This window comes from Amycolatopsis keratiniphila subsp. keratiniphila (assembly GCF_001620365.2).
GTDB classification, from domain to species: Bacteria; Actinomycetota; Actinomycetes; order Mycobacteriales; family Pseudonocardiaceae; genus Amycolatopsis; species Amycolatopsis keratiniphila.
Genome location: NZ_LQMT02000042.1, coordinates 135,349 through 159,222 on the forward strand (window position 1 = coordinate 135,349; position 23,874 = coordinate 159,222).

A 23,874-nucleotide genomic window follows, 5' to 3' on the forward strand; every position below is an offset into this window, starting at 1 on the left:
GAGCTACCCGGGGGCTTCCCTCCGCGAAGAGGTACAACACCACGATACTGCACAGGTGTTGCTACAGAGAGTCGCGATGCCTCACCGCAACCGCCTCGGTTGCGTCGTCGCGATTCGTTTGTCGAGCTGCTCGACGCGCGTCGCGGTTGCCCGGACCGGGCCCGGCTGCGCGAATTCGACGTCGACATAAACCCGGCCGAGGGTCGACCGGCCGCGGTTCGGATAGAACGTGGAGACCTCGCGGACGTTGAATACCTCGCGCAGCAGGTCGGCGCCTGCGGCGGTCTCCTGCGCGGTGCCCTCGATACGAATTTTCACAGCGTCTCCTAACGAATTGGGTTTTTCAGTTGCCGGGCATAGGGCGGCGCCCGCCGGTCAGATCCCGTGTTTCCATGCCGTGAGCGAGTACGCCGAGTACCAGCAACCGAACAAGACGAACGCGCCGGCCACGGCGACGGCCGTCGAGGGACGACGTTTCGCGAGGCCGACGGCGATGGGCAACAGCAGTACGAACGCGGGCAGCAAGAAACGGCCCCGCATTTGAGGGAACCCGGCGGTACCGATCGCGAGGACGGCGACGCCGATCCCGTACGCGACCAGCGGCCACGGCAACCGACGCGCGATCATGACGGCGCCGAGGACCACCGCGGCGACCGTCACGAACAGCACGAGAGTCTCGAACCGTGAGCCCTCGCGGGTGAGCAGCCGCACCGCGTACTCGGCCGCCTCGCGACCCCAGTCCCACCGGACACCCCACCCGCGCAATTCGATGTCCTGCCACCCGGTCAGGCTCCCCGTCCGCACCGCGACGAACGACCAGTAGCCGGCCAATCCCAGCGGCGCGATCGCCGCCCATCCCAGCAGCCGCCACCGGTCGCGACCGCGTACAGCGGCGAGCGCCGCGGCGACCACAACGACGGCGACCAGGACGGCCGCGGTTGACCGGGTCAGCCCGGCGAACATGCAGCACACCGCGGCCATGCCGAACCGGCGCTCGAGCACCCCGACCAACGACCACGCGGCGAGCGCCACGAACAGGCTTTCCGTGTACACCATCGACTGCGTGATCGACATCGGCGCGCCCGCCCACAGCACGACGAGGACCAGGCCCACGCGCTGCCCGCCGACGCGTTCGCCGATGCGCTGCAGGCCGCACGCGGCGACGACGCCGGCGACCGTCGCCACGATCAGCCCGGCCGCCAACAGCGGCACGCCGAGTTCGCCGAGTACCCGCATGGCGCCGGGGTACAGCGGGAAGAACCCCATCGGTGCGTGCGGGTACAGCTCGCCCGCCGCGTCGAGAGGTTCGGGCACCCCGGTGTAGTTGTTCTCGGCAATCTGCAGGTACCACCAGCCATCCCACGCGCTCAACCGCTCGAGCAGCGGCAGATCGCGCGGCGCCGCCATCACGGCCAGCATCGCCACGCCGAGGACGCGCACCGCGAGGTAGGCCGCGACGGCGCGGAGGTATGGGGTTCGTGCGGCTGCCCACGCGGCGAGCGCGGACCGGGCCGACGTTGCGGCCGGCCGCCAGATACGGGACGAATCGACGAACGGCGCGCTCACCATTCCGCACCGCCGCCGAGGTAGGCGAGCGTCAGCGTGAGGCTGATCAAGAGGCCGAATACGAGGCCGACGACGATGTCGCGGCGGGTCCGCGGCTGCACGGGTGCTCCCTCGAGTTGGGAGCGGGGACCGCCGCGCGCGTGTCGGTGCGGGCCCCGCTGGCTATGGTTGCCAGAAGGCCCGCTGAAAACCGGTAACACCCGTGGTACTACGGCGGGTGCTTATCTTCGTACATGACCGTCGTCGCCCCGATCAGGAGCGGCGCGTAGACGATGTAGGAATGGCCGACGACCCAGCCGACGTCAGACGCCGTCCACCAGACGTCGCCGGGCTGGATGTCGTAGATCGCGCCCATCGACCAGGCCAGCGCCACCGCGTGTCCGCCGGTGTCGCGCACGACGCCCTTCGGCTTCCCCGTGGTGCCGGAGGTGTAGAGGATGTACAGCGGGTCGGTGGCCGCGACCGGTACCGGACCGGCGGGGGAGGCCTTCGCGACCAGCTCGGCCCAATCGGCGTCGCGCTCACCCAGGTCGGCGCGGGCGCGCTCGCGCTGCAGCACCACGACCTTGTCCGGCTGGTGGGCGGTGCTCGCGAGCGCCTCGTCGATGATCGGCTTGTACTCGACGATCCGCGTCGGCTCGATCCCGCACGACGCCGCGACTATGACCTTGGGTTTCGCGTCCTCGATCCGCGCCGCGAGCTCCTTGGGCGCGAAGCCGCCGAAAACGACCGAATGCACCGCGCCGAGCCGGGCGCACGCGAGCATCGCGACCGCGGCTTCGGGGACCATCGGCATGTACACGATGACGCGGTCGCCCTTCCCGACGCCGAGGGAGGCCAGTGCGCCGGCGAAGCGCGCGACCTCGTCCAGAAGTTCCGCGTAGGTGAACCGGCGAACCGAATCGGTGACGGGCGAATCCCAGATCAGCGCGGTCTGTTCGCCGCGGCCGTCCCGCACGTGCCGGTCGAGCGCGTTGAACGCCGTGTTCAGCTCGCCGTCCGGGAACCAGCGGTAGAAGGGCGCCTTCGACGCGTCGAGTGCCTGCGTCGGCGTGCGGGTCCAGTCGATCGCCTGTGCGGCTTCGAGCCAGAAACCCTCCGGGTCTTCGAGGCTCCGCTGGTACGACTCGGCGTGCATCGAATGCTCCTTCGCGTTCGGGTACCGGACCATCATGGACTTCCGGACCGGCCGATGCCTGGTGGTAACGGCGGAGAGACGCCCGCGACAACCCGGCAACCCTGTGAGGGCATGGAGCGTCCTAAGCTGGACTAGGGGGAAAACCGCCGGAAACGGCCTCGACGAGCGAGGGGAGCAGGGTCCATGGGACTAGCGAGCGCGCTGCTTTCGTTCGCGCACAGCCTGTTCGGGCCAGGGATCTGGCCTGGGGACTGGGTGTGGGCGACGAGCACCGCGGGAGCGCTGGTCGCGCTGCTGCCCGCACTGGGAGCGATGATCGTCGCGATCATCCGCAAAGGCACCGGCAACCGCTACGACGTGGTGACCCTGTCGGTCTTCGGCGGGATCGGCGTCGTCGCCGTCTTCCTGCTGCCGTGGCTGCTGGCCACCGGGGTTTCGCAGACGTACCAGGAGGCCGCGTCCAAGTCGGGCGGTCAATCCGGCTTCTCTGCCAGTGATCTGGCGACCTACAACGCCGACTACAGCCCACTGATCGGCAAGCAGAGCGAGTACCTCGGCCGCGGCCAGAACGTGTACGAGGTCCTGTTCTACCCGAACGGGATGCAGCTCAGTTACATCTTCTACCTGATCCTGCTGGTCGGGCTGCCCGCGCTGTCGCTGCTGTTCGTGATGCTGCAGGCGCGCACCGCTTTCCGCCGCGGCCCGAAGTGGCCTTCGCGGTTCTTCTGGATCCCGTTCGTGCTGATGGTGCTGGCGAGCGTCGGAATGGGCGCGAACACGGCCGTGCACTTCTGGCTCGGGTTCCTGCCGTTCAGCGTGCTGGGCCTGATCCCGGTCGCGCTCGTCGGTCCGCCGCCGTGGTCGGTGATCAACCGGCCCGACCCGCAGCCCCGGCAGAAGGTGGAGCCGTACCGCCCGGAGCCGCCCGCCCCGAAGCCGCAACCGCAACTGCCGCCCCCGCCCGCCCAGCAGTACCCGGCGACCGCGCTGGCACAGGCGCCCGAACCTCCCGCGCTGGCCGCGGCCCCGGGCCCGATCCCGCCGCCCCCTGGTTCGCGTAACTCCGGTGGCAGCCGCTACAAGCGCGTCCGGCGGCTCGGTCATGGTGGCTTCGGCACGGTCTGGGAAGCGGTCGACACCCAGCTCAACCGCACGGTCGCGCTGAAGATCGCGCACGCGCCGGACCGGGACACCGAGGAACGGATGCAGCGCGAGGCCCGTGCGCTGGCCGTGGTGAACCACCCCAACTGCGTCAAGGTTTACGACCTCGTCGAGGAGCCCGACGGGCTCGCGCTGGTCATGGAGTACCTCGAAGGTCGCTCGCTGGCCGAAATCGTCGATTCGCAGGGCCCGCTCGACGACATCGCCGCCGGACGGCTCTGGTCGACCATGGCGGGCGCGCTCGCGGCGGCGCACGAGAAGGGAGTGCTGCACCGGGACCTGAAGCCGTCGAACATCATCCTCGACCGCAACGGGCTCGCGCACCTGATCGACTTCGGCATCGCCCGCAGCCAGGGCGACTCGAAGATGACCGCGACCGGGATGATGATCGGCACGCCGGACTTCGTCGCCCCCGAGCAGGCGATGGGCTCACCGGCCAGCCCGGCGTCGGACGCCTGGCAGCTCGCCGCGACGGTCAGCTACGCGCTCTCGGGGCAACCGCCGCGTGGCACCCGGGAGACCCCGATGGCCGCGCTGATGGCCGCCGCCCGCGCCGAACCGGTGTCGAAGCTGCCGAACCGCAGCGCCCACGCCCGGATCCTCATCGCGTCGCTCGACCAGGAGCCCCGCCGCCGCCCGACGCTCACCGCCGTGCGGCGCGACGTCGAAGGCTGGCTCGCCCGGGCGGGCAAGTCGCCGGACGGCCCGGTGACGCAGATCGTGACGCGTCGCCCTCCGCAGCCGCAACCGCAGCCCCACCAGCAGCCGCAGCCTCAACGCCACCCGCGCTGACCTGCGAAAAGAGAGCAAGGGACCTTTGCTACCACTTATCTCGACATCGAGACAGGTGGTAGCAAAGGTCCCTTGCTCTCTCAGTCGACGATGACCCAGGTCCCGCCCTGCCAGGCCATGGTGAACGTCTTGGGCTGAGCCGCCATCATCGCGATCTGCGGCGCGATCGCGCCCGGCGGGACGACGACCTTGTCCGGCCCCTTGCTCTGCAGCTTCGCCCGGTCCACGCGGGTGGCCTTCAGCTTCTTCACGTCGTCGGCCGAGAGCATCCCGAACTGCATCGGGGTGAGCTGACGGCACTCCTTCATCCCGCCATCGAACGCCGGCCCGGTGATCCGGCAGACGGTTTCGAGGTCCTTTTCGCCCAGCGCGTGGTGGTACTGCTCCATCACGCTCGCGGCTCCCTCCGGCGTGTGCGCCACCGCGCCACCGGCGGCGGGTGTGGTGGCCTCGGAGGCGGTCGTCGCAGGCGGCGAAGCACTGGCTTGTGTCGTGCTGGTGGCCGGCGCTTCGGAAGTGCTCGGAACGGCCGAGGACTGCGGCGCCGCGGTTCCCGACGTCTGCTCTTCGCACCCCGCGATCAAGAGCAACGCCGCGGCCGCGCAGGCCGCTCCGAGCGGTCGAATCGTCATGATGCCCCCTGTAGAGCTGCTGTTGACCAGCGAAGAGTAACAACTCAGGGGGAAGTGTCACACTTGAATCGGGAAACTCACGGGGTTGCGGGCCGAGCCGTGGTCACTTCCAGGACGGAAGCCACAACTCGGCGTTCCAGTGCTCGTTCGTGATCGCGTTGCCGTTCAGGATCGGCCACAACCAGGCGAAGTTGGCCACGACGAGCCCCACGTAGAGGGCGACGACGAGCAGGCCGGTGCCCCGCCGCTCGAATCCGCGTTTCGCGCTCCCGAGGATCTGCCCGAGGACCAGCGTCAACCCGAGTACCAGGAACGGCGCCAGCGGCGTCGCGTAGAAGTAGTACATCTGGCGGTCGAGGTTGGTGAACCACGGCAGGAACCCGGCAAGGTAGCCGACGAGCACGGCGGCGTAGCGCCAGTCCGCGCGGAAGACCGAGCGCCACACGCTCCAGCCGAGCATCGGCAGCGCCAGCCACCACATCGCCGGTGTCCCGATCAGCATCGTCGCCCGCACACAGGTCGACTCGCCGCAGCCGGTCGCGTCCGTGCCGCCTGCGTACGCGTAGAGCATCGGCCGCAGCCCCATCGGCCAGGTCCACGGCTTCGACTCCCACGGATGCGGCTTGTCCTTGGGTGTCACCAGATTCGCGTGGAAGTCGAGCACGTTCATCGTGTAGTCGCCGAGCGACCGCAACGCGGGCGGCATCCAGGCCCAGAAGCCGGGATCGATGTCCTTGATCGCCACGTAGTTGCGGTCGGTCGCGGTCTCGCTCGCGAACCAGGCCCAGTAGCAGGCGAGGTACACCAGGATCGGGATGACGACGATCGCCCACAGCGCGGGCAGCACGTCGCGGCGCAGCGTGCCGACCCAAGGTCGCTGCACCCCGGCGGCCCGGCGCGCGGCGACGTCGAAGAACACGGTGAGCAGGCCGAACGCGGCGATGTAGTAGAGCGCCGACCATTTGACGCCGAAGGTCAGCCCGATCATCAGGCCGCCGGCGAACCGCCACCACCGGAAACCCAGTTTCGGTCCGAACCGGGATTCGTCGACCCAGCCTTCGCGGACGGCCACGGCGAGCCGTCGCCGCACCTGGTCGCGGTCGCACAGCAGGCAGGCGAACGCGGCGAGCACGAACAACGCGATGAAGATGTCGAGCATGCCCATGCGTGACTGCAGGTGCAGGACACCGTCACTGATCACCAGGATCCCGGCGACCGCGCCGAGCAGCGTCGAGCGCGTGAGCCGCCGGGCGATCCGGATGGTGAGGAGCACGATCAGCGTGCCTGCCAGCGCCGGCATGATCCGCCAGCCCCAGGCGTTGTAGCCGAACAGCCATTCGCCGATCGCGATGAGATGCTTCGCCAACGGCGGGTGGACGATCAGCTCGTAGCCGTAGTTGTCCTCGTAACCGCCGTTGCGCAGCATCTGCCACGCCTGCGGGACGTAGTGCTTCTCGTCGAAGACGGGGGTGCCCTTGTCCGTGGGCGTTCCCAGGTTCTGGATCCGGACGATGCCGCCGATGAGCGTCAGCACCAGCGTGACTATCCAGCCGCGCAGGCGGTCCGTCGGCATGCCGCGGCCGAGGAGGGTGGCCTCCCGGTCGTTCGGTGGCCTGAGCGCGTCGACCGGATCCGGCCGCACGCTCTCGTTGTCGCGGGTCAGCAGTGCGGTCACGGGGCATGATCCTACGGGCGGAAGAGTGAACTCGGTGTCCGGATCTGCGAACCGGCTAGCCTTCGGGAATGACCGAAGGACGCCTCGTGCTGGCAGCCACCCCGCTCGGAGACGTCCGTGACGCTTCGCCGCGCCTGTCCGAAGCCCTCGCGACGGCCGACGTGATCGCCGCCGAAGACACCCGGCGCCTGCGCTCCCTCACCGCGGCCCTCGAGGTCTCACCGGTCGGGCGCGTCGTGAGCTTCTACGAAGACGTCGAGACCGCCCGTCTGCCGAAACTGCTCGAATCGCTTCAAGCCGGTGAGACGGTGCTCCTCGTGACCGACGCGGGGATGCCGAGCGTCTCGGATCCCGGATTCCGCCTGGTCGCGGCCTGTGTCGAGGCGGAGATCGCCGTGACCTGCCTGCCCGGTCCGTCCGCGGTGACCACGGCGCTCGCGCTGTCCGGCCTGCCCTGCGATCGTTTCTGTTTCGAAGGTTTCGCTCCTCGCAAGCCCGGTGAACGGGCGAAATGGCTCGGTTCGTTGAAGGACGAGCCCCGCACAGCCGTGTTCTTCGAATCTCCGCATCGCCTCGCGAGCACGCTCGCCGACGCCGCCGACGTCTTGGGCCCCGAGCGCCGTGCCGCCGTCTGCCGCGAACTGACCAAAACCTACGAGGAGGTCAAACGCGGCAATCTGCCGGATTTGGCCGCTTGGGCCGCCGAGGGGGTCAAGGGTGAGATCACCGTCGTCCTCGCGGGCGCGCCGCCGCGCTCGGTGAGCGTCGAGGACCTGGTCTCGGAGGTCTCTTCGCGGGTCTCGGCAGGTGAACGCCTCAAGTCCGCCGCCGCCGAGGTCGCCGAGTCGGCCGGGGTGTCGAAGAAGGAGCTTTACGACGCTGTTCTCGCTTCCCGCAAGCGCTAGGACAGCAAGGCCGTCACGGCCGCGTGCGCCTTCCCGGCATCGGGCTCGTCTCCGGTGATGACATCGGTGTAGATGAAGGACTCGCCGATCCGCACCAGCAGATAGGCCAGGTCTTCGACCGGTAGGGGCGGAGTGAGCCGCCCGGCCTCGACCTCTTCGTCCAGGAACTCGCGCATCTTCGCGATCGCGCGACTCTGCACCACGCTGGCCTTCGTCGTCAGGATCCGCAACGCCCGCTCGGGCTCGTTGCGCAGGAACTCCCGGAACGGTTTCGAGCCGTTCACGGTGCGGACGAAGGTGCCGACGAGCTCCGCGATCCCTTCCGCGCCGCGCCCGAGCTTGCCGGAAGACCGCGCTTCGAAGACCTCCACGGTCATCGACCACAGGATTTCGCCGAGCAGCTGATCCCGGCCGCCGACCCAGCGGTGCAGGGTCGCCCGGCTGATCCCGAGCTCACTCGCCAGTTCGCCCATGTCCACCCGGCGTCCCTCCAGGAAGCGGGCGCGCGCGATCGTGAACGCGCGCAGGGCGTCCGGGCGCGGCGAAGTCAGCTGGCGTTCGAGTGCGGTTTCGATGAGTGAAACATATCACGAGATGTCTCACGCATGAGACATATGCAAGAATGTCTCATCTCGACGAGGAGGAAGCGGATGCGCGCAGTACAGGTGACCGAGTTCGGCGGACCCGAGGTGCTCAACCTCGTCGACCTTCCCGATCCCGTCCCCGGCCCAGGTCAGCGGCTGGTCGAGGTCGACCGGATCGGCATCAACTACGCCGACACACACCAGGCCGAAAACTCGTACCTCGCGCCGAGCAAGCTCCCGCTCGTGCCCGGAGGAGAGGTCGTCGGCCGCACCACCGACGGCAAGCGGATCGTCGCGCTGCTGAACGGCGGTGGCGGCTATGCCGAGCGCGCGGTGGCCGACGACGTCACCAGCTACGACGTTCCCGACGGCGTCGACGCCCTGACCGCGCTCTCCTTCATCGTCCAGGGCACCACGGCCTCGCTTCTGCTGCGCAAGAGCGCCCACCTCGAACCCGGCGAAACCGTCGTCGTGCACGCGGCCGCCGGCGGGGTCGGCTCCATCGCCGTGCAGCTCGCGAAAGCCTGGGGAGCGAGCCGGGTCATCGCGACCGCCAGCAGCGACGAGAAGCGCGCCCTCGCCCTCGAACTGGGCGCCGACGTCGCCATCGATTCGCGGGCCGAGAACATGACCGACGCGCTCCGCGAGGCGAACGGCGGTAAACGCGTCGACATCGTGCTCGACATGACCGGCGGCGCGGTCACGGACCAGAGCATCGCGGCCCTCGCGCCGTTCGGCCGCCTCGCGTTCTACGGCATGGCCAGCCGCGAGAACCCGAAGCCGATCGAAGCCCGCAACCTCCTCGGGCACAGCACGACCGTGGCCGGGATGTGGCTGCCGCACGCGTTCAAACTCCCCGGCAACGTCTTCGGCCGCGCGCTCGACGAGCTCTTCGAGCTGGCCCTCGCCGGACGGGTCCGCGCTGTCGCCGGGGGCGAGTACGCGCTGTCCGACGCGCGCGCCGCCCACGAGGCCCTGCGCTCGCGCGGCACGATGGGCAAGCTGCTGCTGGACCCCACCAAATAATCAGCCGAGCAGGCGCTCCAGCGGAGCGGATTTGTGCAGGCATTCCTGCCATTCCGCGTCGCTGTCGGAGTCGGCGGTGATCCCGCCGCCGACTCCGAGCGCGATCGTGTCTTCGTGGATTTCGAAGGTTCTGATCGCGACGTTCAGTTCCAGCCCGGCGATCGGCGAAGCGAGTCCGATCGCGCCTGTGTAGACGCCGCGCGCGGTGGGCTCCAGCTCGGCGATCAGGTCCAGTGCCCGGATCTTCGGCGCGCCCGTCACCGAACCCGGCGGGAACGTGGCCGCGAGCAGTGCCGCGTCGTCGATCCCGTCGGCGAGCGATCCCTCCACAGTGGACTCCAGATGCCAGACCCCCGGCGCGGGCCGGACCGCGAGCAGTTCGGGGACGCGGACGCTGCCGGTGGCGCACACCCGGCCGAGATCGTTGCGGACGAGATCGGTGATCATCACGTTCTCGGCGACGTCCTTGGTGGATTCCCGAAGGCGTCGCGCGAGGTGTTCGTCGGCGGCGTCCCGTCGCGGCAGGGTGCCCTTGATCGGCGTCGACCGGACGCTTCGCCCATGCCTGGCAAGGAAAAGCTCAGGGGAGAACGAGACGACCGAGCCCCAGTCGCCGGCGAGGAACGCCGCCCGGCGGGCTCCCAGACGACGCACGCCTTCGGCGAACAACGCGATCGGATCGCCCGTGAACCTGCCGCCGAAGCGGGCGCAGATGTTCGCCTGGAAGAGCTCGCCGGCTTCGATCGCGTGCACGCACGCCTTGACGGCGTCGTAGTGCTCCGAAGGAAGCGGCCGCGATAACGGGCTCGAACTCCAGGTCGTCGCTTCGGGAAGCTCGGCGAGCGCGGATTCCACCGCGGACACCTCGTCGATCGGATCCGGATCGCCGTCGGGAACCAGGGCTTCGAACCACCACGTCCCGTCCGTGTCCAGCCGGAGCACCCGGTCGACCCAGCCCCACGCGGCCAGCGGAAGCGCACCGGAACGGCCCGAGGGATCGGTCAGGTCGTAACTCAGGTAACCGAACCAGCCGCCTCCGACCGCACCGGGCACCGCGTCACGAACGTCAGGCAGTCGAGCGGGGATCGAGAACGCTTCGGCCACGTCACGGACAGGCATCAGGGGAGCGTTCAGCGCGATGACCGCGCGCGACGAGAACCACTCTCCGCAAAGCGCGGCGGGCGGTGCGAGTCCGAGCTTCCCGGCGCGTGCGCCGAGAACCGCCAGTGCCCGTTCGGGCCCGACGTCGGTCCGCAGCTTCCGGCACATCAACCGCACGCGACATTGTCGCCGTTCGACTGGCCGGAAAAGCAACCCGCGCCCTTCGGAAAGTGAGATCCGCGACCACAAGGTGACGTCCTGCGCATCCCTCGTCACGCAGCGGAAACTACAACAGCACGTCGGTCAGTTTGAAGGGATAGACCACGGCGTCCTGCGCGATCGGTCCGTCCACGCCGGGCAGCCCGGCGCCGAAACCGTGCTGATGCAATCCCAGCCGCGAGTGGAACCAGCCCGGTCTTCCCGGGATTTCGTTGTGCCTGACCAGCCACAACACCACTTCGCTGTCCGCCCACTTGTCCGGTCGCAACCGGTTCGTCCAGCAGTCGAGCCCCGCGTACACCAGGACCCGTTCGACGCGCGCCGCGTGCCTGACGTGTTTGATCCACGCCTTGATGAACCGGTCGTCGACGCTGGGCGCCTCCACTTCGAGCGCGGGTGCGAGCGAACCGGGCGCGAAGGCGCCGAGCGCGCTCGCCGTCCGTACGAAATGGTCGGCTTGGTCATGGACGGCGCCAGGACGTGCGTAGTGCCGTGCGCCGGTGTGGATCCCGGCATGCTGCGCGCCGGTCAGATTGCGTTCCGCCGCGGCGTCCCGCCAGTTGGTGTTCTCGGTGACGGTGACCGACGCGAACCGGATGTCGGCACCGCGCACCGCCGCCCAGTCCGTCACCGTCTCACGGTGGGACAGGGTGACGCCGTGCTCGCCTTCCGGATCCAGTAAACCCACCTGCCTCGAATTTCGCCCCAGTACGACCGAAAGGTCACCATACGTCCGCGGAGCGGCCGCAAGGTGACCTTTCGGTACAGCGTGTCTCAGGCGTTTTCGCGTTGGAACGTCCGCGAGCCCCACCAGATGGCCAGAACGGCCATGACCAGCACCACGACGCTGCCGGTGAACAGCGCGTCCATCGAGAAGTCGCCGCGGAAACTGTTCCGCTCGACATCCACCACGTGCCGGAACGGATTGATACGGGAAATCGTGTACAGCCAATCCGGCGCCGTGCCCGCGGTGATCGGGATCAGGATTCCGGAAAGCAGCAGCAGCGGCATGAGAACCGCGTTGAGCAAAGCCGGGAAGGTGTCTTCGCTCTTGAGGGTCAACGCCAGCGCGTACGAGCACGACGCCAGCGTGACCGACAAAAGGAAGACGATCACCAGGCTGAGCACGACGCCGCTGAACGGTGCGTTCAGGTCGAAGACCAGATACGCCAGCGCGATGATGAGCAAAGCCTGGACGACGGTCTGCAGCGCATTGGCGAGTACCTTGCCCAGCAACAACGCCACCCGGCTCACTGGTGTGACCCGCATCCGCTCCACCACGCCCGAGTGGTACTCCGCGAGGAGCCCGAACCCGACGAAAGAGGCGCCGAACAGCGCGAGCTGCGCGATGATCGCCGGAGTGAAGATCATCCAGCCGTCCACATCGGACAACCCTTGCGCGTTGAGCGCCTTCACCAGAAGCGGCCCGAAGAAGAACAGATAGAGGAGCGGCTGCATGATGCCGATGGCCAGCCATGTCGGGTTGCGCAACGCCGTTAGCATGTCGCGGCGGAAGATCAACCAAGTGTCATGCAACATGCGTGGCCTCCTTCTCCGCGTCGGCGTCGACCGACTCGCTCTCTTCGGCGTCGCGCAGGCTCCTGCCCGTCAGAGCCAGGAAGACGTCGTCGAGTGTCGGCCGGTGCACCTGCATGGACGTCATCGCGATGCCACGCGCGTCGAGCGCCCGCAGCAGTTCGGGCATCGCGGTGTCGCCGCGTGGCACCCGGAAGCGCACGGTGCCGTCGGCGACGGTCATTTCGTGCGCCCCTTCGAGGCGGCCCGCGACCTCCGCGGTCTCCTTCGCCGACTCCGGTGACACCCCGATGACGACACTGTCGCCGGAAACCTTGGCTTTCAACGCGTCCGGTGTGCCTTCGGCGACGATCTTCCCGTCATCGATGACGACCAGCCGGTCGGAGAGCGCGTCGGCCTCGTCGAGGTAGTGCGTGGTCAGGAAGACCGTGACCCCCTGATCGTCGCGCAGCCTGCGGATGTGGTCCCACAGGTTCGCCCGGCTCTGCGGGTCGAGCCCCGTCGACGGTTCGTCGAGGAAGACGAGCCCTGGCGAGTGGATCAGCCCGAGCGCGATGTCGAGCCTGCGGCGTTGCCCGCCCGACAGCGTCGCGGTCGTCCGCTGGTCGAGCCCGGCCAGGTCCAGTTGGTCGGCGAGGACGGCTCCGCGCGCGAGCGCGTCCTCCTTGCTCATCCGGTACAGCCTGCCTTGGAACTCGATCTCCTCGACGACCTTGCTCGCCGGCGCGGTGCCGCCGCCCTGAGCGACGTAGCCGATTCGCCGGCGCACCCCCAGCGGGTCGGCGAGCAGGTCGCAGCCGCCGACCGTCGCCTCGCCGGCGGTGGGCTTGAGCAGCGTGGTCAGCATGCGAAGGGTCGTGGTCTTCCCCGCGCCGTTCGGTCCGAGGAAGCCGACCAGTTCCCCGGCCGACACGTCGAGATCGACGCCCTTGACGGCGTGGACCTCGCCCCCATTGCGACCTTTGCGGCGGAACCGCCGCTCAAGGCCGCGTGCCTTGATCATGTCTACTCCTTTCGGTGCGCAGCTAGTCAAGTTTGACTAGTGGCTGGACGCACTTTGCCCTAGGAGTCATTCCGTAGTCAAATTTGATTACTTGGGCGGCGCGCCGAACACGGCTTCGTCATCCGCGCCTTCGCCCGCCATGACGTACTCGCCTGCTTCTAGACGACCGATCAGATCCCTCATCCAGGTCACGTTCGCATCCGCGTGTGCGCTCCACAGGCGGTACAGCTCGCTCACGTGGGGAGGTTTCCCCAGATCGACGGCGTGTTCGCGGGCGTAATGGGTCGATTGGGCGTGCGCTTCCATATTCGCCAGCTGCTGTTTCAGCAACGCCAGCACCTGTGCGCGGGGCAGCGTCGGCATGAAGATGACCGCCGCCGAGAGCGAGTACCCGGTGGCGTCCTCACTCGACAATGCCCTGCCGAGTTGCACGACGAACTCGGTTTCGCCGTCTTCGGTCAATCTGTACGCGACCCTGTCGGGCCCGCCATCCGCTTCCAGGTCCTCGACCTGTTCCAGAAGGCCTTCGGTGGCCATCTTCTTCAGCGCGTGGTAAATCGAACCCGGCTGGACATTGCCCCACTTGTCGGCCGCCCACGAGAGAAGCTCGCGCCGGACCTGGTAGCCGTGCGCCTTGCCGTACATGCGCACGACACCCAGCACCAGCAGACGCGTGGCGGACACCGAGGCCTCCGATCCTCTCCCGGACAACAATGCCTTGAACGACGTCCGTAGGCTAAACAAGCATGAGCACCCCAGTGTTGACTGCGGTGGCCTGGCCCTACGCCAACGGCCCCCGCCACATCGGCCACGTGTCCGGATTCGGCGTCCCGTCCGACGTCTTCTCCCGCTACCAGCGAATGGCCGGCAACCGGGTGCTCATGGTGTCCGGTACCGACGAACACGGCACCCCGATCACCGTCCAGGCCGACAAAGAAGGCATGACCTCCCAGCAGACGGCCGACAAGTACACCCGCCAGATCGGACAGGACCTGCAAGGGCTCGGCCTCACCTACGACCTGTTCACCCGCACCACCACGGGTAACCACGCCGAGGTCACGCAGCAGATCTTCCTCGCGCTGCACCGCAACGGTTACGTCGTTCCCAAGACGACCCGGGGCGCGATCAGCCCCTCGACCGGCCGCACCCTGCCCGACCGGTACATCGAGGGCACCTGCCCGATCTGCGGCTACGACGGCGCGCGCGGTGACCAGTGCGACAACTGCGGCAATCAGCTCGACGCGGCCGAGCTGATCAACCCGAAGTCCCGGATCAACGGTGAAACGCCGAAGTTCGTCGAGACCGAGCACTACTTCCTCGACCTGACCGCGTTCGTCGACACCCTGGGCAAATGGCTGTCCAGCAAGACGGACTGGCGCCCGAACGTCCTCAACTTCACGAAGAACCTGATCGACGACATGCGGCCGCGGCCGATCACCCGCGATCTCGACTGGGGCGTGAAGATCCCGCTGGACGGTTGGCGAGACCAGCCGCTCAAGCGCTTCTACGTCTGGTTCGACGCGGTCATCGGCTACTTCTCGGCGAGCGTCGAGTGGGCGCGCCGGACCGGCAACCCGGACGCCTGGCAGGAGTGGTGGAACAACCCGGACGCCCGCTCCTACTACTTCATGGGCAAGGACAACATCACCTTCCACGCCCAGATCTGGCCCGCTCTGCTCTTCGGGCACAACGGTGAGGGCGACCGAGGCGGCGTGCCCGGCAAGTACGGCAAGCTGCACCTGCCCGACGAGATCGTTTCCAGCGAGTTCCTCACGATGAGCGGCTCGAAGTTCTCGACCTCGCGCGGCACGGTCATCTACGTCCACGACTTCCTGCGCGACTTCGGCCCGGACACGCTGCGGTACTTCATCTCCGTCGCGGGCCCCGAGACCCAGGACACCGACTTCACCTGGGACGAGTTCGTCCGCCGGACCAACTTCGAGCTGGCCAACGAGTGGGGCAACCTCGTCAACCGGTCCATCTCGATGGCGTACAAGAACGTCGGAGCCATCCCGCGTCCCGACGCCCCCACGGCCGCCGACGAGGAGCTCAAGGAGCTCTCCCGCAAGGCGTTCGACACCGCCGGTGCCCACCTGCAGCGATCTCGGTTCAAGGCGGCGGCGAGCGAGGCCATGCGCGTCGTCACCGCGGCCAACCGGTACCTCTCGGACCAGGAACCGTGGAAGCTCAAGGACGACCCCGCGCGGCGCGACAGTGTTCTGCACACCGCGCTGCAGGTCGTCTCCGACGCCAACACGCTGCTGACCCCCTTCCTGCCCCACTCGGCGCAGAAGGTGCACGAGGCCCTCGGTGGCACCGGCGTCTGGGCGGCCCAGCCCGAGCTCCAGGAAGTCGAGGACCTCGACATCCCCGGCCGGATCAACCCGATCCTCACCGGGGACTACAAGACCGAGCAGGCGCGCTGGAAGTCCGTGCCGATCGAGGTCGGCAAGCCGCTGGAGAAGCCGACCCCGCTGTTCGCCAAGCTGGACCCGGAACTCGGCGAGACCGGTCCCGAATGGGCACCGATCTCGAAATGAGCAACTGATGGGTGCGGAGAAGAAGGAGCCGCCGCCGATCCCGGACAGGTTGCCGGTTTCGGTGGTGGACGCGCACACCCACCTCGACGCGTGCGGCGCGGTCACCGCGGCTGATGTGACAGCCATGGTCGACCGCGCCGAACGCGCCGGCGTGTCGCGGGTGATCACCGTCGCGGACGATCTCACGGCCGCTCGCTGGGCCGCGCAAGCATCCACTTGGGACTCTCGGGTGTGGGCCGCCGTCGCGATCCATCCCACGCGCACCAAGGAGTTCGGCGAAGCCGAAAAATCCGAAGTGGAGAGTCTCGCGAAACAGTCCAGAGTGGTCGCGGTCGGCGAAACCGGCCTCGACTACTACTGGGACTATTCGCCCCACGACGCCCAGCAGGACGCCTTCCGTTGGCATATCGATCTCGCCAAGCGCATCGGCAAACCGCTGATGATCCATGATCGAGACGCTCACGACGACGTCCTCCGGATCCTCGACGAAGAGGGAGCGCCGGAGCAGGTCGTCTTCCACTGTTTCTCGGGGGACGAGCAGGTCGCTCGCCGCTGTGTCGACGCCGGATACGTGCTGTCCTTCGCCGGGACGGTCAGCTTCCGCAACGCACGAGGGCTCCATGAGGCGGCGCGGATCGTTCCTGCGGACCAGTACCTCGTCGAAACGGACGCTCCGTTCCTGACCCCGCATCCGTTCCGTGGGCGGCCCAACGAGCCCTACTGCGCCGCCTACACGGTTCGGCATCTCGCCACCCTCAGGGGCGAGGCGGTGCACGAAGTGGCCGAATCGGTGCGACAGACCGCTGAACGGGTCTTCCGTTTGCCCACAGTCACGGCCGGTTGAACGGATTGCGACATTAGTGATCAGCAATGGTCCACTCTGATGAGTGACCAACGTCACGACACTCCGGGCGGTGTTTGCGCAACCCGGCGAGGTTCGTTACTGTCCCGTGATCGTGCCGGTCGGTGCCCGCTCAAGCGGTCTCCGGCTGTTACGCCCACAGTCACGTCAGTGCACGTCGGGGAAGCGGAACCGGGAGCGGTACGGCCTGGAACCGTGACGATGGCGCTGGCTGCGGGTGTCGGACTTCTAGAGGTGTGCCGAAGAGCGCATCGAGACGAAGGACGTAGTGGAGCGGTTGTCGAGCTCCTCGACGTCTTGGGAAAGGGAACGACCCAGTGACTGGTAGCAGTAGGCAGGATGGCTCGCGCCTCGGCGCAGAGACGAGCACCTTCGCTTCCGCCGGCTCGGTCGCCGTGCTCGACCGCGACACCCACTACGGCGAGCTCGAGTACTCCGACGATCCGCGCATCACGCACCAGGACGTCCTGGCCGCGCTCGGCCCCGACGCCGACGCCCTGATGGCCGAGATCGACGTCGATGTCGACGAGCTGATCCGCCTCATCAGCGCCGAGACCACCATGCTCCCGCCGATCGTCATTCCGGACGAGCTGGCCGAAGACCGCACCGCGGGCGCGCCGATGAAGGCCGCGACCAAGGACGAGGTCATTTCGAACTCGACCCGCGTCTGGAAGAAGCGGTTCCTCAAGGGGACCGTCATGGCGGTGCTGCTCACCCTCGGCGGTGGCGGCGCGGCCGCGATGGCGATGAACAAGAGCGTCACGCTCGACATCGACGGCAAGCAGCAGACGGTCCACAGCTTCGGTGACACCGTCGGCGAGGTCCTCGAAGACGCCGGTCTCTCGGTCGGCGCGCACGACTCGCTTTCGCCCTCGCCTCAGGCCGAGGTGGGCGACGGTGGCGTCATCAAGCTGGAGCGCGGCCGCAAGCTGAACCTGATCGTCGACGGCGCACCGCAGCAGGAGTCCTGGGTCCGCGCGACCAACCTCGGCGACGCACTGAACCAGCTCGGCCGCGCCGACCTCGCCAAGGCCGGCACCTGGACCTCGCTCCCGCAGAACGGTGAGCTGCCTCTCGAAGGCGCCACCGTCGAGGTCAAGACCCTCAAGAACGTCACGGTCTACGACGGCGCGAACGAACCGCGCAAGGTGCAGACCAACTCGGTCACCACCAAGGAATTCCTCGGTGAGCTCCGGATGACCCTCGGCCCGGACGACGAGGCCGTCGGCGGTCTCGACGTCAAGCTGGTCGATGGTGCCGAAGTCCACATCAGCCGGACCGGCGTCACCATGGTCAAGCAGAACGAGGAGATCGCGCCGCCCGAGCAGAAGGTCGACGACCCGGAGCTCGAAAAGGGCAAGACCAAGGTCGAGGACCCGGGCACCCCGGGCCAGAAGACCGTGACCTACAAGGTCACCAAGCGCAACGGCAAAGAGGTCGGCCGCGAGAAGGTCTCGGAAGAGGTCATCACCGAGGCCAAGCCCAAGATCGTCAAGGTCGGCACCAAGAAGCCCGCCGACCCGGTCATCGGAGACGCCGGAGCCTGGGACCGCATCGCTCAGTGCGAGTCGACCGGCAACTGGGCCGCCAACACCGGCAACGGCTACTACGGTGGCCTGCAGTTCAACAAGAGCACCTGGGACGCCTACGGTGGCGAGCAGTACGCCGCGTACCCGCACCAGGCCAGCAAGGCCCAGCAGATCGCTGTCGCCGAGAAGGTTCGCGAGGACCGCGGCGGTTATGGCGCGTGGCCGCACTGTGGCAAGAAGGCCTGACGCCGGATCATCCTCCTTTCCTGAAGGTCACCATGTGGGTTCTGCCCGCAAGGTGGCCTTCAGGCCGTTAGAGGCCTCTGTGGCTGTGTCGCGTTCCCCGGTCTCGGTCTTGAGAGCCGTGCCCACCAACGAGGGGGACGTATGTGGGCGACACTCCGGGATCGTTCAGGCGTGGCGCCCTCTCGAACGCCTTCATCGCCGCGGTGAGGGCCTTGGCGGCCCTGTGGCGGTGCCTGGGTGGGCTTTGGGTGGGTTGTAGGCCCGTTGTCGGGCTGTGCGGGCCGAGACTCCTCAGCGACCCGTTCCGAGGTCTGCCGGGGCAGGGGGATGTCAGGGCCGGCCTCCGCGAGATCGACGATCTCCGCGAACGCGTCGCCGCGTCTCTCCGCCGGCGCACGGTCGTCGGCTTCTTCGCCCGGAGCCGGATACGCCCGCGGCACCAAAAGCGCGTTCAGGCGGGCGCCTGTCTCGGGATCGAGATCGCCGCGCATGTCCCAACGACCGGTCCGCTTCTGACGTAACCAGAATTCGCTTCGCTGACGTTTCGGTCCGGGCTCATCTTTGGGCTTTCCATCCGGGTCGTGTCGTGCGAGCAGGTCGGTGCCCGCCATCGTGACGTCGCGGGGCCTTGCGACGCCTGCGAGGTCGACCAGGCCCTTCTCGGCCTCGTGTCGTTCGTCCGCGTCGAGGTGGTCGGGAAGCCTCTTCATGACAGTGACGATTCGGTCGATGCCGGCCTCGGCCAACGCGCCGGTGCCGGCCGAGATGCCGGTCAAGGGCGCGACGGGGTCGATCGACGTGCCGTCGCGCGCCCGTCTCGAATTGAGCGCGAGCGCTCTATCGGCAACCCTGTTGGCCTCGGCGCGAGGCACACGAGCGACATGCTCGTAGAAGACGGCGATCGAGTTGTATCCGTAGAGGTCGCGGACCCCACGTGACTCGATCTCGGCCAGGATCTGGCCGACTTCGGCGAACAGACGTCGCCCTTCGCGTAGCCGTGTCTGCAACTCATCGAGGAGCAGCTCGGCGTCACCTTCCGGCAGGTTGAGCGGGAAGGCCTTGGGAATGTTTATACTGGTCATCCCTCGATTGTCGAGGCAGATTCGAACAAATGCACGGTATCGATCGGGTGGATGATCATTACGCTCCGGCTGCGCTGACCTGCGTCGATCACACGGGAGTGGGATACGTGTCGGTTCGAAAAAGCCATACGGATGGTGGGGGCGGGATCACGGCTCCGGGCTCGAGTGGATCATCCGGCCCATTCCTCGCGGAGCACCCCGTAGACGACGGCGTCGTGCACGCCTCCGGACCAGCGGCGAGCGCGTCGGAATCGGCCTTCTTCGACGAATCCCAACCGTCGGCCGACGGCGATCATCCCTGGGTTCCCCGAGAACGTGGCGAAGTCCAGGCGAAGGGTGTCGGTGCGGGCGAACAGATAGGTCGTCCACAAGCGCAAGGCCTCAGTGCCGTAGCCACCGCCCCAGTACTGCTCGTCGTAGATCACCAGCCCCATCCGTCGCCAGTCGGTCTGCCTGCTTTCCCAGTACCAGCTGACCCTGCCGATCAACCGGTCGTCCTTCAGGTCGCATACGGCGAGGCTGGTGCGGGGATCGGATGGTTCGGCCTTGGCAGTGGTGAGTTCGCGTGCCGTCGAGTCGGCGGCCGCCGCGGTCGGGGTGCCGAAGTACGGCCCGTTCGTCTCGTGCCAAGGCCGCGTGGGATCGAGTAGGTCGCGAAGCGGTTGGAGGTCACTCGGCCTCCAGTCGCGCAGCCGGACCTTCTCGCCTTCGAGTACGACGTCGTCCACCGGCCAATCGTGGCCTACCGGGGCTGGTTACGATCGTCGGGTGATTGAACTGCTCGGTCCTGCGGAGATCAGGGCGCTGGCGGCCGAGCTGGACGTACGTCCGACCAAGAAGCTCGGCCAGAACTTCGTGCACGATCCCAACACGGTGCGACGGATAGTCGACCTTTCGGGGGTCGGCGAAGGCGACGTCGTGCTGGAGGTCGGGCCGGGCCTCGGCTCGCTGACCCTCGGCCTGCTCGCGACCGGCGCCGAGGTCGTCGCGGTCGAAATCGATCCCGTGCTGGCGGGGCGCTTGCCGAACACCGCGGCCGAACGGGGCGGGGCCGAACGGCTGACGGTCGTCGGCGCGGACGCGTTGCGGATCACGGCGGACGACCTGCCCGCGCGTCCGACCGCGCTCGTGGCGAATCTGCCGTACAACGTCGCGGTTCCTGTCGTGCTTCACCTCCTTGCCGAGTTGCCGTCGCTGATCAGCGGCCTCGTGATGGTCCAGACCGAGGTCGCGGACCGGATGGCGGCCGGCCCCGGGAGCCGGACTTATGGCGTGCCGAGCGTCAAGCTCGCCTGGTACGGAAAGGCGCGCAAAGTCGCCGCGGTGCCTCGGGCGGTGTTCTGGCCTGTGCCGAACGTGGACTCCGCTCTGGTCGCTTTCGAGCGGGGTGACGTGGTGTCGTCCGTGGAACGGGAGAAGTTGTTCGCGGTGGTCGACGCCGCCTTCTCCCAACGACGGAAGACTCTGCGTGCCGCGTTGGCGTCATGGGCCGGTTCCGCCGAACGCGCGGGGGAACTGCTCGAGAAGGCGGGTATCGACCCCAAGACGCGCGGTGAGCAGCTGGATGTTCGCCAGTTCGCGCGGATCGCCGCAGCTGTCGGCTGACCAACTGCCCGAGGTGTGACCGGCGCCGCGCGGACGTCCGCCGGGCCAGGTCGGCACGAGTGCGTAAGTCTTCTTCTCCATTTGTATAGGCCGGCATCGTCTTAGCAGGTAGCGCGCCTGACGCAAGTCGGAGGCGCCTAGTTCTGTTCCATTATCTGGACACCCAATCCTGTATAATGGACGCGACCAGACGTGTGATCTGCGCCTACGCGCTTGCTTTCATCCAGTGGGATCGGTTTTACTCAGTGAGCCATCCCGAGCGACTGAGAGACCTGGCTCGCCGAAGTCGCAGCAACCACCCTCCACAGGGCAGGTGCTACAGCCAGGACCGATGGAGGCTGTGCCTAATGAACAGGGTCACCCACCCGCTCCTGCTGACCAGGCGACGTGTCGTCGATGAAGGTCGCCGCACGGTAAGTGCGTGTCGACGCTCCACCGTTACTGCCTGAGTCCTTTTCGCCTTTACCTCTGAAACCCGTCCGTTCCCGGACGGTCACTCGGTGACGGTCGGCGCGCTCGAAAGAAGCAGCGCCCCATTCGCATGGAGCCTCTCGTGATCACTGTCGAAAACCTGTCCAAATCCTTTCCCCTCAACGGAAATCCCGTCGTCGCGCTGCGCGATGTGAGCGTGGACATCCAAGCGGGCTCGCTGTTCGGAGTCGTCGGCCCGGCCGGCTCCGGCAAGTCGACCCTCGCTCGTTGCATCGGTCTGCAGGAGCGTCCCGACCGTGGCGTCGTCCGCCTCGACGGGCTCAACACCGGGACCCTCGACGGGCGCCGTCTGCGCGAGATCCGGCGGCAGGTCGGCGTCGTGAGCACCAAACCGGAACTGCTCGCCGAGCGCACCATTGCCGGCAACATCGCTTCGCCGCTCGAACAGCTCGGTCTTGACGGGCCGCAGCGTCGCAACCGGGTCGGCAATCTGCTGGACCTGGTCGGCCTCACCCCGCGGGCGGGGCAGCGACCGGGTGACCTGTCCGAAGGCCAGCTGCGCCGGGTGGCCATCGCCAAGGCGCTGGCCGCGGGGCCGTCCGTGCTCTTGGCCGACGACCCGACCGCGGGTGTGCAGTCCGAGGAGTCCGGCGCTGTCCTCACCGTGCTCGACCGCGCCCGTGCCGAGCTCGGAGTCACCGTGCTGCTCACCACGCCCGACGCCGGCGTCGTGCGCCGTGTCTGCGACGACGTCGCGGTCCTGGAGGCCGGGGCGATCGTCGAGCGCGGAACCGTGCTCGACCTGGTCTCCGACCCGAACAGCCGGACCGCGCAGGCGCTGCTTCCCGCGATCGAGACCGGGCGGGCGCAGGCCTCGAAGTACGACCGCGCTGTGGACGTCGTGCTCGTCGGCTTCGCTTCCGTCGGCGCGCTGCTCCCGGAGGCTGCCGGTCGCTTCGACGTCGAACTCGCCACGATCGGCGGCGGCCTGACCCGGATCGGCGACACGCCGGTGGGCCGGTTCCGTCTCGGTGTGCGCGGTGAACGCGCGGACGCCGCGCTCGCCTGGATCGCCGAACGTGGCGGCCACGTGACCCACCCGGTCCGCGGACCGCAGGGCGTCGCTGCCTGATTCCTCCCTGAACGGGCCGCTCAGGACGGAAACCGTCCGGAGCGGCCCGTTCGTGTGTCCGACTCGTCCTGTTCTCTTTTCTCCTGGTGACAGCGCAAGTGGAGCGGCCACGTAGGCTTGACGGGTGCTCGCCGTCGTACCGCCCCCAGTGACCGTCAGGGTTCCCGCCAAGGTCAACCTGCACCTGTCGGTCGGTGACGTACGCCCGGACGGCTACCACGAGCTGGTGACCGTGTTCCAGGCGCTTTCCTTGACCGACGAGGTGACCGTCGCGGTCACCGAGGACCCCGGCGTCGAGGTCTACGGCGAAGGCGAAGGCTCCGTGCCGACAGGGGCCAACAATCTCGCTTGGAAGGCCGCGCAGGCGCTGGCGGCCCACGTCGGCAAGGCGGACGGCGAGTCCAAGGTCAGGGTGGTGCTGCGCAAAGGCATCCCGGTGGCGGGCGGCATGGCCGGGGGCAGCGCCGACGCGGCCGCGACCCTGGTGGGGCTCGCGTCGCTCTGGAAGCTCGACATCTCTCGGGACGAACTGGCGGGTATCGCCGCGAAGCTCGGCAGCGATGTCCCATTCGCGCTCTACGGCGGGACAGCGTTGGGCACCGGCCGAGGTGAGCAGCTGGTGCCGGTCCTGTCGCGGCACACCTTCCATTGGGTCCTGGCCTTCGACCAGCGTGGTCTTTCGACTCCGAGGGTGTTCGGCGAGCTGGACAAGTTGCGTGAAGAGGGCAGCCCGCCGCGGATCGGTTCGCACACTCCGGTGGTCGAGGCGTTGGCCTCCGGTGACCCGCGGCAGCTGGCGCTGCTTCTCGGTAACGACCTGCAGGCGGCCGCCGTTTCGTTGCGGCCCGGGCTGCGCCGCACCTTGCGGGCCGGGGTGAACGCGGGCGCGCTCGCCGGCACCGTCTCCGGATCCGGACCGACCTGTGCCTTTCTGTGCGCGGACGCCCAGTCGGCCGTCGAGGTCGCCGCGGAGCTGTCCGGTGCGGGTGTCTGCCGCACGGTGCGCGTCGCGCACGGGCCGGTGCCCGGAGCCCGGTTGGTCGGCGGCGACGACGCGCCGCGGCCGTCACCGCCGCGGGTGCACGCGTGAGGGTGTCCGAAATGGACA

21 protein-coding genes, 1 pseudogene and 1 riboswitch are annotated in these 23,874 nt (G+C 68.0%); of the genes and pseudogenes, 9 read left to right on the forward strand and 13 right to left on the reverse strand.

The window, feature by feature from the left end:
• Nucleotides 1-81: 81 nt before the first annotated feature.
• The 3 genes and pseudogenes from AVR91_RS38775 to AVR91_RS38785 all read right to left on the reverse strand — a co-directional run.
• Nucleotides 82-318 (reverse strand): hypothetical protein, encoded by a 237-nt coding sequence (locus AVR91_RS38775; protein WP_063275848.1) that lies wholly within the window; start codon nucleotides 316-318, stop codon nucleotides 82-84.
• Between the two features lie 57 nt (nucleotides 319-375).
• A complete protein-coding gene (locus AVR91_RS38780) occupies nucleotides 376-1,566 on the reverse strand; it encodes a hypothetical protein (protein ID WP_228709455.1) in 1,191 nt (396 codons plus the stop codon).
• A gap of 220 nt (nucleotides 1,567-1,786) precedes the next feature.
• Nucleotides 1,787-2,740, reverse strand: a pseudogene (locus AVR91_RS38785) (AMP-binding protein); the annotation flags it as partial.
• Nucleotides 2,741-2,887: 147 nt separating this feature from the next.
• Between AVR91_RS38785 and AVR91_RS38790 the strand changes: the two are divergent.
• Entirely contained in the window at nucleotides 2,888-4,657 is a 1,770-nt protein-coding gene (locus AVR91_RS38790) for a serine/threonine-protein kinase (RefSeq protein ID WP_063275846.1), read from the forward strand.
• A gap of 80 nt (nucleotides 4,658-4,737) precedes the next feature.
• On the opposite strand, the gene AVR91_RS44050 is transcribed toward AVR91_RS38790, so the two are convergent.
• Complete coding sequence (locus AVR91_RS44050; RefSeq protein ID WP_228709456.1) at nucleotides 4,738-5,289, reverse strand: hypothetical protein; 552 nt, start codon at nucleotides 5,287-5,289, stop codon at nucleotides 4,738-4,740.
• A gap of 103 nt (nucleotides 5,290-5,392) precedes the next feature.
• Nucleotides 5,393-6,964, reverse strand: a complete 1,572-nt coding sequence (locus AVR91_RS38805; protein WP_063275845.1) for a dolichyl-phosphate-mannose--protein mannosyltransferase — start codon at nucleotides 6,962-6,964, stop codon at nucleotides 5,393-5,395.
• A 68-nt stretch (nucleotides 6,965-7,032) separates the two neighbouring features.
• On the opposite strand from AVR91_RS38805, the gene rsmI reads away from it, so the two are divergent.
• A complete protein-coding gene (rsmI, locus tag AVR91_RS38810; protein WP_063275844.1) occupies nucleotides 7,033-7,869 on the forward strand; it encodes a 16S rRNA (cytidine(1402)-2'-O)-methyltransferase in 837 nt (278 codons plus the stop codon).
• Here the strand turns inward: rsmI and AVR91_RS38815 are convergent.
• Entirely contained in the window at nucleotides 7,866-8,342 is a 477-nt protein-coding gene (locus AVR91_RS38815; RefSeq protein WP_228708412.1) for a QsdR family transcriptional regulator, read from the reverse strand. The two genes, rsmI and AVR91_RS38815, sit on opposite strands and share 4 nt — an antisense overlap.
• Nucleotides 8,343-8,519: 177 nt before the next feature.
• Here AVR91_RS38815 and AVR91_RS38820 point away from each other — a divergent pair, with 177 nt between their 5' ends.
• Nucleotides 8,520-9,479, forward strand: a complete 960-nt coding sequence (locus tag AVR91_RS38820; RefSeq protein WP_063275842.1) for a quinone oxidoreductase family protein — start codon at nucleotides 8,520-8,522, stop codon at nucleotides 9,477-9,479.
• On the opposite strand, the gene AVR91_RS38825 is transcribed toward AVR91_RS38820, so the two are convergent.
• The 5 genes from AVR91_RS38825 to AVR91_RS38845 form a co-directional block, all read right to left on the reverse strand.
• Nucleotides 9,480-10,757 (reverse strand): aminodeoxychorismate synthase component I, encoded by a 1,278-nt coding sequence (locus AVR91_RS38825; protein ID WP_063275841.1) that lies wholly within the window; start codon nucleotides 10,755-10,757, stop codon nucleotides 9,480-9,482.
• Nucleotides 10,758-10,866: 109 nt separating this feature from the next.
• Nucleotides 10,867-11,487, reverse strand: coding sequence for a glycoside hydrolase family 25 protein (locus AVR91_RS38830; RefSeq protein ID WP_063275840.1), 621 nt, complete (start codon nucleotides 11,485-11,487; stop codon nucleotides 10,867-10,869).
• Between the two features lie 86 nt (nucleotides 11,488-11,573).
• Entirely contained in the window at nucleotides 11,574-12,338 is a 765-nt protein-coding gene (locus AVR91_RS38835; RefSeq protein ID WP_063275839.1) for an ABC transporter permease, read from the reverse strand.
• Nucleotides 12,328-13,338, reverse strand: a complete 1,011-nt coding sequence (locus tag AVR91_RS38840) for an ATP-binding cassette domain-containing protein (protein WP_063275838.1) — start codon at nucleotides 13,336-13,338, stop codon at nucleotides 12,328-12,330. Before AVR91_RS38840 ends, AVR91_RS38835 begins: the two co-directional genes overlap by 11 nt.
• Before the next feature lie 87 nt (nucleotides 13,339-13,425).
• Nucleotides 13,426-14,022 carry a PadR family transcriptional regulator gene (locus AVR91_RS38845; RefSeq protein ID WP_063275837.1) on the reverse strand — a complete coding sequence of 199 codons (597 nt, stop codon included), beginning with the start codon at nucleotides 14,020-14,022 and terminating at the stop codon, nucleotides 13,426-13,428.
• 62 nt (nucleotides 14,023-14,084) lie between these two features.
• On the opposite strand from AVR91_RS38845, the gene metG reads away from it, so the two are divergent.
• The 3 genes from metG to AVR91_RS38860 all read left to right on the forward strand — a co-directional run bounded on the left by metG (nucleotide 14,085) and on the right by AVR91_RS38860 (nucleotide 18,515).
• Entirely contained in the window at nucleotides 14,085-15,878 is a 1,794-nt protein-coding gene (gene metG / locus AVR91_RS38850; protein ID WP_083737922.1) for a methionine--tRNA ligase, read from the forward strand.
• Between the two features lie 7 nt (nucleotides 15,879-15,885).
• A complete protein-coding gene (locus AVR91_RS38855) occupies nucleotides 15,886-16,722 on the forward strand; it encodes a TatD family hydrolase (RefSeq protein ID WP_063275835.1) in 837 nt (278 codons plus the stop codon).
• Between the two features lie 413 nt (nucleotides 16,723-17,135).
• Nucleotides 17,136-18,515 (forward strand): resuscitation-promoting factor, encoded by a 1,380-nt coding sequence (locus AVR91_RS38860; RefSeq protein WP_063275834.1) that lies wholly within the window; start codon nucleotides 17,136-17,138, stop codon nucleotides 18,513-18,515.
• A gap of 59 nt (nucleotides 18,516-18,574) precedes the next feature.
• Here the strand turns inward: AVR91_RS38860 and AVR91_RS38865 are convergent, their stop codons facing one another.
• Nucleotides 18,575-19,597, reverse strand: a complete 1,023-nt coding sequence (locus AVR91_RS38865; protein WP_063275833.1) for a DUF222 domain-containing protein — start codon at nucleotides 19,595-19,597, stop codon at nucleotides 18,575-18,577.
• A gap of 170 nt (nucleotides 19,598-19,767) precedes the next feature.
• The gene (locus AVR91_RS38870; RefSeq protein WP_063275832.1) at nucleotides 19,768-20,325 is read right to left on the reverse strand and encodes a GNAT family N-acetyltransferase; all 558 of its coding nucleotides are present in this window, start codon (nucleotides 20,323-20,325) and stop codon (nucleotides 19,768-19,770) included.
• A gap of 40 nt (nucleotides 20,326-20,365) precedes the next feature.
• On the opposite strand from AVR91_RS38870, the gene rsmA reads away from it, so the two are divergent.
• From rsmA to AVR91_RS38885, 3 genes are all read left to right on the forward strand, one after another.
• A complete protein-coding gene (rsmA, locus tag AVR91_RS38875; RefSeq protein ID WP_063275831.1) occupies nucleotides 20,366-21,202 on the forward strand; it encodes a 16S rRNA (adenine(1518)-N(6)/adenine(1519)-N(6))-dimethyltransferase RsmA in 837 nt (278 codons plus the stop codon).
• A gap of 247 nt (nucleotides 21,203-21,449) precedes the next feature.
• Nucleotides 21,450-21,540: riboswitch (SAM riboswitch) on the forward strand.
• Nucleotides 21,541-21,755: 215 nt separating this feature from the next.
• Nucleotides 21,756-22,766, forward strand: coding sequence for a methionine ABC transporter ATP-binding protein (locus AVR91_RS38880; RefSeq protein ID WP_063275897.1), 1,011 nt, complete (start codon nucleotides 21,756-21,758; stop codon nucleotides 22,764-22,766).
• Between the two features lie 124 nt (nucleotides 22,767-22,890).
• On the forward strand, nucleotides 22,891-23,856 hold the full coding sequence (locus AVR91_RS38885; protein ID WP_007028772.1) for a 4-(cytidine 5'-diphospho)-2-C-methyl-D-erythritol kinase: 966 nt from the start codon (nucleotides 22,891-22,893) through the stop codon (nucleotides 23,854-23,856).
• Nucleotides 23,857-23,874 lie beyond the last annotated feature (18 nt).

Excerpts from the sequence above, each read along its gene's own strand:
- AVR91_RS38790 (WP_063275846.1), top strand. The coding sequence starts at position 2,888 with ATGGGACTAGCGAGCGCGCTGCTTTCGTTCGCGCACAGCCTGTTCGGG.
- AVR91_RS44050 (WP_228709456.1), bottom strand. The coding sequence starts at position 5,289 with ATGACGATTCGACCGCTCGGAGCGGCCTGCGCGGCCGCGGCGTTGCTC.
- rsmI (WP_063275844.1), top strand. The coding sequence starts at position 7,033 with ATGACCGAAGGACGCCTCGTGCTGGCAGCCACCCCGCTCGGAGACGTC.
- AVR91_RS38815 (WP_228708412.1), bottom strand. The coding sequence starts at position 8,342 with ATGGGCGAACTGGCGAGTGAGCTCGGGATCAGCCGGGCGACCCTGCAC.
- AVR91_RS38820 (WP_063275842.1), top strand. The coding sequence starts at position 8,520 with ATGCGCGCAGTACAGGTGACCGAGTTCGGCGGACCCGAGGTGCTCAAC.
- AVR91_RS38835 (WP_063275839.1), bottom strand. The coding sequence starts at position 12,338 with ATGTTGCATGACACTTGGTTGATCTTCCGCCGCGACATGCTAACGGCG.
- AVR91_RS38840 (WP_063275838.1), bottom strand. The coding sequence starts at position 13,338 with ATGATCAAGGCACGCGGCCTTGAGCGGCGGTTCCGCCGCAAAGGTCGC.
- metG (WP_083737922.1), top strand. The coding sequence starts at position 14,085 with ATGAGCACCCCAGTGTTGACTGCGGTGGCCTGGCCCTACGCCAACGGC.
- AVR91_RS38855 (WP_063275835.1), top strand. The coding sequence starts at position 15,886 with ATGGGTGCGGAGAAGAAGGAGCCGCCGCCGATCCCGGACAGGTTGCCG.
- AVR91_RS38865 (WP_063275833.1), bottom strand. The coding sequence starts at position 19,597 with ATGACCAGTATAAACATTCCCAAGGCCTTCCCGCTCAACCTGCCGGAA.